General features: G+C 31.2%; 6 protein-coding genes. 5 read left to right on the forward strand and 1 reads right to left on the reverse strand.

The annotated features are described in order from the left end of the window. The first annotated feature begins 599 nt into the window (after nucleotides 1-599). From dnaA to AC1VS3_RS12495, 5 genes are all read left to right on the forward strand, one after another. A complete protein-coding gene (gene dnaA / locus AC1VS3_RS12475) occupies nucleotides 600-1,955 on the forward strand; it encodes a chromosomal replication initiator protein DnaA (RefSeq protein WP_008690241.1) in 1,356 nt (451 codons plus the stop codon). Nucleotides 1,956-2,104: 149 nt separating this feature from the next. Further along, nucleotides 2,105-3,223 (forward strand): DNA polymerase III subunit beta, encoded by a 1,119-nt coding sequence (gene dnaN, locus AC1VS3_RS12480; protein ID WP_008690240.1) that lies wholly within the window; start codon nucleotides 2,105-2,107, stop codon nucleotides 3,221-3,223. A gap of 68 nt (nucleotides 3,224-3,291) precedes the next feature. Then, nucleotides 3,292-3,519, forward strand: coding sequence for a helix-turn-helix domain-containing protein (locus AC1VS3_RS12485; RefSeq protein WP_008690239.1), 228 nt, complete (start codon nucleotides 3,292-3,294; stop codon nucleotides 3,517-3,519). 58 nt (nucleotides 3,520-3,577) lie between these two features. Then, complete coding sequence (locus AC1VS3_RS12490; protein ID WP_227160590.1) at nucleotides 3,578-4,513, forward strand: tetratricopeptide repeat protein; 936 nt, start codon at nucleotides 3,578-3,580, stop codon at nucleotides 4,511-4,513. A 72-nt stretch (nucleotides 4,514-4,585) separates the two neighbouring features. Further along, nucleotides 4,586-6,283 carry an ATP-binding cassette domain-containing protein gene (locus AC1VS3_RS12495; protein WP_008690237.1) on the forward strand — a complete coding sequence of 566 codons (1,698 nt, stop codon included), beginning with the start codon at nucleotides 4,586-4,588 and terminating at the stop codon, nucleotides 6,281-6,283. 50 nt (nucleotides 6,284-6,333) lie between these two features. Here the strand turns inward: AC1VS3_RS12495 and AC1VS3_RS12500 are convergent, their stop codons facing one another. Continuing rightward, the gene (locus AC1VS3_RS12500; RefSeq protein WP_117547800.1) at nucleotides 6,334-6,591 is read right to left on the reverse strand and encodes a zinc ribbon domain-containing protein; all 258 of its coding nucleotides are present in this window, start codon (nucleotides 6,589-6,591) and stop codon (nucleotides 6,334-6,336) included. Nucleotides 6,592-6,786: the final 195 nt, after the last annotated feature.

The raw sequence follows: 6,786 nt of genomic DNA on the forward strand, positions 1-6,786 counted from the left end.
AATTTATATATCGTATCTATTATAACGAAGATTAAAACATTTTCCCATAGTTCTTTTCAGAAAATAAAAAGTGATCTTGTTCTTTCAAGATTTCAACAAAATTTTTATGTTTATATAGGTACTATGTTTTCATAATCAGAAAAGTTTTCAACAATTCTAATCCTCTTCTATAAAAGAAAGTGGAAAACTTCTAAGTTTTACTCCTATTGAAAAGAAAAAAGGGGAATTCTAGCTAAAATTTCTAATATTCTTATTTATCCACAAGCTTTCCACAGTAAATTTAAGCTAGGTTTTCCACCTATTGTGGAAAACGTGGAAAACATTCATTTAGCCTTTAATTATCAGTTTATTTTAATATAAAAAGCTATGGGAAAGCTATTTCTTATACTAGTACTTATCAACTTTTCCACCATTTTTACTTATCCACATTAAAAAATCCACAGGCTTTCCACGTTGATAAGTGTGGAAAACTTTTTTTTATCCTTTATTTATCGATGAAATACTTACTTTTCCTGTGGAAAATTTGATATTTTCATAATACGCATAGTTTTTTTCCACCATTTATAGTAAAATATGACTACCGAAAAAAGGAGTTGCTTATGTCAAAGTTTGCTAGTATACAGCTGGATCAGATCTGGCAAAAAACATTGACCCTCATAAATGAAAATGCGCATTTTGATGATGCTGTTTTTAATGCATGGTTTAAAGAGGATTCATCGTTATATGATATAGATGGTGAATTGGCAACCATCATTGTTCCATTTAAAATTAATAAACAAATAATGATGGAATCCATTGATCTGATTCAGGAAAAATTATCTCAGGTTTTGGATCAGCCAGTATCCTGTCAAATATTATTAAGAAATGAAGTCGATTTGTTACAACCATCCTCAGCGGTGAGAAGAAGAAATGAAATCATGTTTGAGGATAAAATAAAAAAAGAATATACCTTTGACAGCTTTGTTGTCGGCAAGAATAACCGTGAAGCCTATGCGGCTGCCATGTCCGCCTGTCATTATCCCGGTAAGTTTAATAACCCATTATTTATCTTTGGTAACTCGGGATTAGGAAAAACCCATTTATTACATGCCATCGGTAATTTTGTAAAAGAAAATAAACCTGATGAAAAAGTTCTTTACATATATAGTGAAGATTTTGTCACTTTACTGATTGAATCTATGAAAAATAAAACAGTAGAAGAGGTCAAAGAAATGATTTGTTCTGTTGATTATCTGCTAATTGATGATATTCAACGATTGAAACAAAGTACTTCACAAGAAATCTTCTTTAACCTTTACAATAAATTGGTTAGTGATAATAAACAAATTGTTATTACCAGTGATATTCATCCTACTGAATTAAAAGGTATCGAAAATCGTCTGATTTCACGCTTTTCCAGCGGTCTTTCTGTTTCCGTAGGTTCTCCGGAATTCGAAACAGCCAAAGCTATCTTGCAAAAAAAGATGGAAGGACGAAAAGAAGAAATCATGATTGAAGATGAAGTTCTTGATTATTTAGCAACACGGTTTTCCAGTGATGTAAGAAAACTTGAAGGATCTTTAAATGAACTTTTCTTTAAAGCAATATTATATAATCCGGAAAAAATTGATTTAGCATTTACGCAGGAAATATTTAAAGAAAATCCCGTCATTGCAGTGGATGATGAATTAACACCTAAGAAAATAAAAAAAGCGGTTTGTGAATATTATGGATTAACAAGAACGCAGATAGAATCCAAATCAAGAACCAAAAATATCGCCAATGCCAGACATATAGCCGTATATCTATGTCGTAAACATTTAGAAATGCCATTTGTGAAAATAGGCTTTGAATTTGGTAACCGCGATCATTCTACAATAATGGCTAGTTATGAAAAAATGGTAAAATTGTTAAAGGAAAAAGAAACCTTTCAGCAGGCATTATTACAGATTGAAAACAAGCTGGGGATAAAATAAAAAAGTTATCAACATCTTTCAACGTTTCATCCACAGCAAAAATATGTTAAAATAAACGTATGTTATGGGATATACTGAAGTTTTCCACAGTTTCCACATACTTATTATTATTTCATTATAAATAAAAGATAAAGAAGGGAGCTCCACTCATGTACTTCAAAGTAAGCAAAAAAGAATTTTATAACGCATTATCCGTAGCTGCCAGAGCTATCTCAACCTTTTCACCTTTACCAGCTTTCTCTGGTGTGAAAATTGAAGCTACCATGGATTGCTTAATTTTAACAGGTAGCGATTCTGACATTTCCATTCAAACAAAATTAAAAAAGAGTGAACATTGTGTCTTAGAAATTCACGATATGGGATCTATTGTCATTGAAGCAAAATATATTTTAGAGATTGTACGTAAGATAGATGCTGATGAAATTGAATTTGAAATGTTAGATGGATCATTAACAAAGATTTCCGGCAATACCGCAGAATTCAGAATCAATGGTATGAGAGCTTCTGAATATCCTGCGATTGATTTTTCTAAACCAAACGAATGTTTTAATGTAAGTGAAGATATTTTAAAGAAAATTATATTACAAACTAGTTTTGCGACCAGTGATAAAGAAACACGTCCAGTATTAACAGGTGTTAACTTCCAATGTAAAGAACATCAATTACATTGTGTTGCTACCGATTCTTATCGTTTAGCTAAAAAGACAGTAGAAATAGAAGAATCTTTAAACTTTAATATAACGATTCCGGCAAAATCTCTTCAAGAAGTTGTAAAAACTTTAGAAGGGGAAGGCGATGTTGAAATTGCTGTCAATGATAAGAAAGCACAATTTATCATTCATGATACCATTGTACAGACTCGTCTGATTGATGGTGTTTATCCGGAAACAAGCCGTTTGATACCTTTACAGTTTGATTATGAATTAACAATTGACGCTCATGATTTATTAAATGCCATTGACCGTGCAAGCTTTATTAAAAATGATGGTGTATCCGTTATTAAATTTAATTTAAGTGAGCAGGAATGTGTATTATCCAGTAAATCTGTTGAAGTAGGTTCCTCTACAGAAGTCTTAAGCAGTGCAAGTTTTAGTGGAAACGCTCTTGAAATCAGCTGCAACGGACGTTACGTATTTGATGCAATCAAAGCATTAAGCGGCTCTTTGGTAAAATTCAGTCTGTGTGGAGAAATGAAGCCTTTTATCATCCAATCCGTTGATGATGATTCTGTCTTACAGTTAGTATTACCGGTAAGAACTTACGCATAAATAACAATTTAGATAGAAGTGGTTGTACATTTGATCACTTCTTTCTTTTTATAGAAGGAGGTAATCGCATGAGTTTTCTTGAAACAGAATATACATCCCATCATGATAGTAAATGCTTTGGTTTCTTTCTTCGTTATCATCGTAAGAAACAAAACCTGTCTTTGAACTATTTTGCGGATATGATTGGAATTACCCCATCTTTTCTAAGTGATATTGAACATGGTAAAAAGGATGTTGCGGAATATACAAAAAAGAAAATATTTCATGAACTCTTTATTGATCAGGAAAACTTATGAAAATCATGTGTGCAAGTTTGATATTGTTACTATACTACAAGCCATTTTAGAATTTGATATGTCGTTTCTTCATGAAGTATATACTGATATTGAAGATAACATGGATATTTATATGGAAACTTCGGTATTTCATCAGTACATTTTGGCATATACATTAACCTATCTTTTTGAAGATCATAAGACGTTTTTCTTTGATGAAGTATTTATGAAAAATTTTATCTGTATTTTAGATATAGAAGAACAGCATCTTTTATCCGTATGTTATGCCTATAACTTAGAGAAAAATAAATCATGGAAAGAAGCGCAAAAAGAATATAATAAAATAATTCAAAACTATAAATTTACGAAATATCAGGCAATCGATGCATGGCTGTATTTTCGTTTAGCAGAACTTAATCTACGTTTGGGTGATATCTATCATAGCCTTGTATATTGTGAAAAAGCGGATGAATATCTAAAAAAAGGCTTATATTTAAAACGTATGTATTATAATTTAGTGACAAAAGCCAATATAGTATCCCTATTACATCAGTATGATGATGCTATTTCACTATTAGATACAATTTTAAAAAAATGTGAACAGGATGATAAACTATGTTTGCATATATTAAATAATAAATGTGCTATCGCCTTGGAACAGCAAGATTATCCCTCACTTTTACTGTACGCAAAACAAGCCAAAACGGCAGGTTATCATTCTGCCTACCTTAGTTTTTACCAGGCATTTGCTTATCTTTGTCTTCATGATATAGAAAAAAGTAAAGAATCTTTTATTAATATGAAGACAATCACAGATCCAATCTTACAGCTCATGTTTTCTTATTGTGCACATCAAATAAAAGGTGAGGATGTAAGTAAAGACATGAAACAGATGATGGATTGGATACAGAATGAATATGATTTTCAGACAAAAAAGTTTTTAAAAACGATCGTCATGCAATATCATGAACAGCATTCTGATTATGAACAGGCGTATTTCATATCGAAGCTATGATTCTCTATTAGCTAACAGCGACTTATTTACATACTAGTATCTCTATCGTATCTTAAAAACGGCGGTGATACTATGAAAAAAGAAAAGCAATTTTATCGAAATATACTTCTAACGATTTTATTGCATAAAAAATTATATGTAGGTTTATGGATATTTTTTTGTTTGTTACTTGTTTTTTTACAAATATTATTTGCCTTAGTTTTTCAAAATTTAATAGATGCTATTACAGCAATGAAGCTTGATGATTTACAAATACAAATTATCTATACATGCATGGTAATTAGCGGTATGTGTGTTTGTAAATATCTACGTCAGATACTTTATGCCAAATATCAAAAAGAAACCTTTCAATATATGAAAGCTATCTTGATGAAAGCTATTTTCAATAAACAAATTGCCATATTCCATGAAGTTCCTGACAGTACGTATTTAACATATTTATCTTCATGTATGACGGAAATACAAACAAAGTTTTTTGATTCTCTACAGGCTATGTTATATGATATTCTGTTATTTTTAGGAGCTGTTTTTGGTATTTTTTATCTGAATATGATGATGGGATGCGTCATTCTACTTATGACTCTGATGAACATCTGTGTTCCTTTCTTAACGCGCAAGAAAATCATGACAAGAACCGAAAAATCACTTCATATGAATACCATTTTCCTAAGCTACATGAAAAACATCATCAAAGGTGCAGATACGGTGAAGTTCTATGGAATGGAAGAAGCCATTCATACACAATTTTCTGATATGAATAAAAAACAGGAAACTTGTAAATATCAGCTACAGACAGTCCTTTGTTTATCTGATACGATCATTTTTTTATTAAACTATGTTACTGTATGTGTACCTTGGTTTATTGGTGCTTATTTAGTGCTTCATGGTGCGTTTCATTTAGGTACCTTAATGGGAATCAGTCAGCTTAATAATAATGTAGCCTCACCTTTACAAGACTTTTTCACTAGATCATCCTTATGGCAATCTGGTCTAAAAGTAATGAAGGAAGTATTGCATACGATTGATTTACCGATGATTGATCATACGAATAAAATTGATGATGTAAGATCAATTACATTACAATCAGTTTTTTATAGCAGTCGGCATCATAAAATCTTACAAGACATCAATTTAACATTTAAAACAGGTAAAAAATATTTATTGATTGGGGAGAGCGGAAGTGGGAAAAGCAGTATTTTAAAAATGCTGTTGCGCTATGATGCACCTGATAAAGGTAGTATAAAAATAAATGGAGAATATGAGGTATCACAAATAGCAAATGTATATGAAAATATGCATATTATTACGCAAGATCATTTTCTTTTTGAAGCCACGCTTTTACAAAATTTGACGCTTTATCAAACCGATATTCGTGAAGATGAAGTAATTACAATAATGAAAAAAGTAGGCTTATCACATCTCATCAAACGGCTTCATGATCAAATAATCGAAGATAAAGTTCATTTCAGAGGCGGGGAAAAACAAAGAATTGCGATTGCCAGAGCTTTGTTACATCCATCCAAGGTATTACTTGTAGATGAGGCTTGTTCCTCATTGGATGGCATCATGGGACACCAAATAGAAAGCTTATTGCTTACACTTGATGTTGCTATCTTGATTGAAGTGGCTCATCATGTGTATCCTGATTTATTACCTTGTTATGATGAAATAATTTGGATGAAAAAAGGACAAATTTATAAGTTAGGCTCTTATGAATCTTTGTATAAAGATAAAGAATTTTGTCACTTTCTGAATTTAACAGAAGTATGAAAAAAAGCTGATCATCAGCTTTTTTAGGTTATAAGCAAACAGCAATGCTTTTACTTTTTCCAACGTTTTAAAAGAGGCATATAGGAAGCAATCATATTTCTTATTTCAGTTTCACTTTTTTCAGGCATCTCTTCCATCATTGGTTTTACACAGAAATCAATCATTTCTTCCATCGTACAATCGGCTGTAAAGTTTCCTTCTTTCATACAATACATGCAGTATTCCTCGTTCTTTGAACCATCGGCATTACTTCCTAAAACATCTTCAGATAACGGCATGCCACAGCTCTGACAAATGGCTTGTTCCATCTTCATCATCCTTTCTTTGTACCCTCATTATAAACAAGGTATCTTGACATCATCCTGTCATATTTAAAATGTATTTTCGCTATTATTTTTACTAAAATTGCATATATAAAAATACTTATGGTACTTTCTGAAAAAAGATAGCAAACCTTATAAAAAACCAACAAAAAAGCCTTAAAATATGATATAATATATAAG

Source organism: Longicatena sp. (assembly GCF_982403165.1).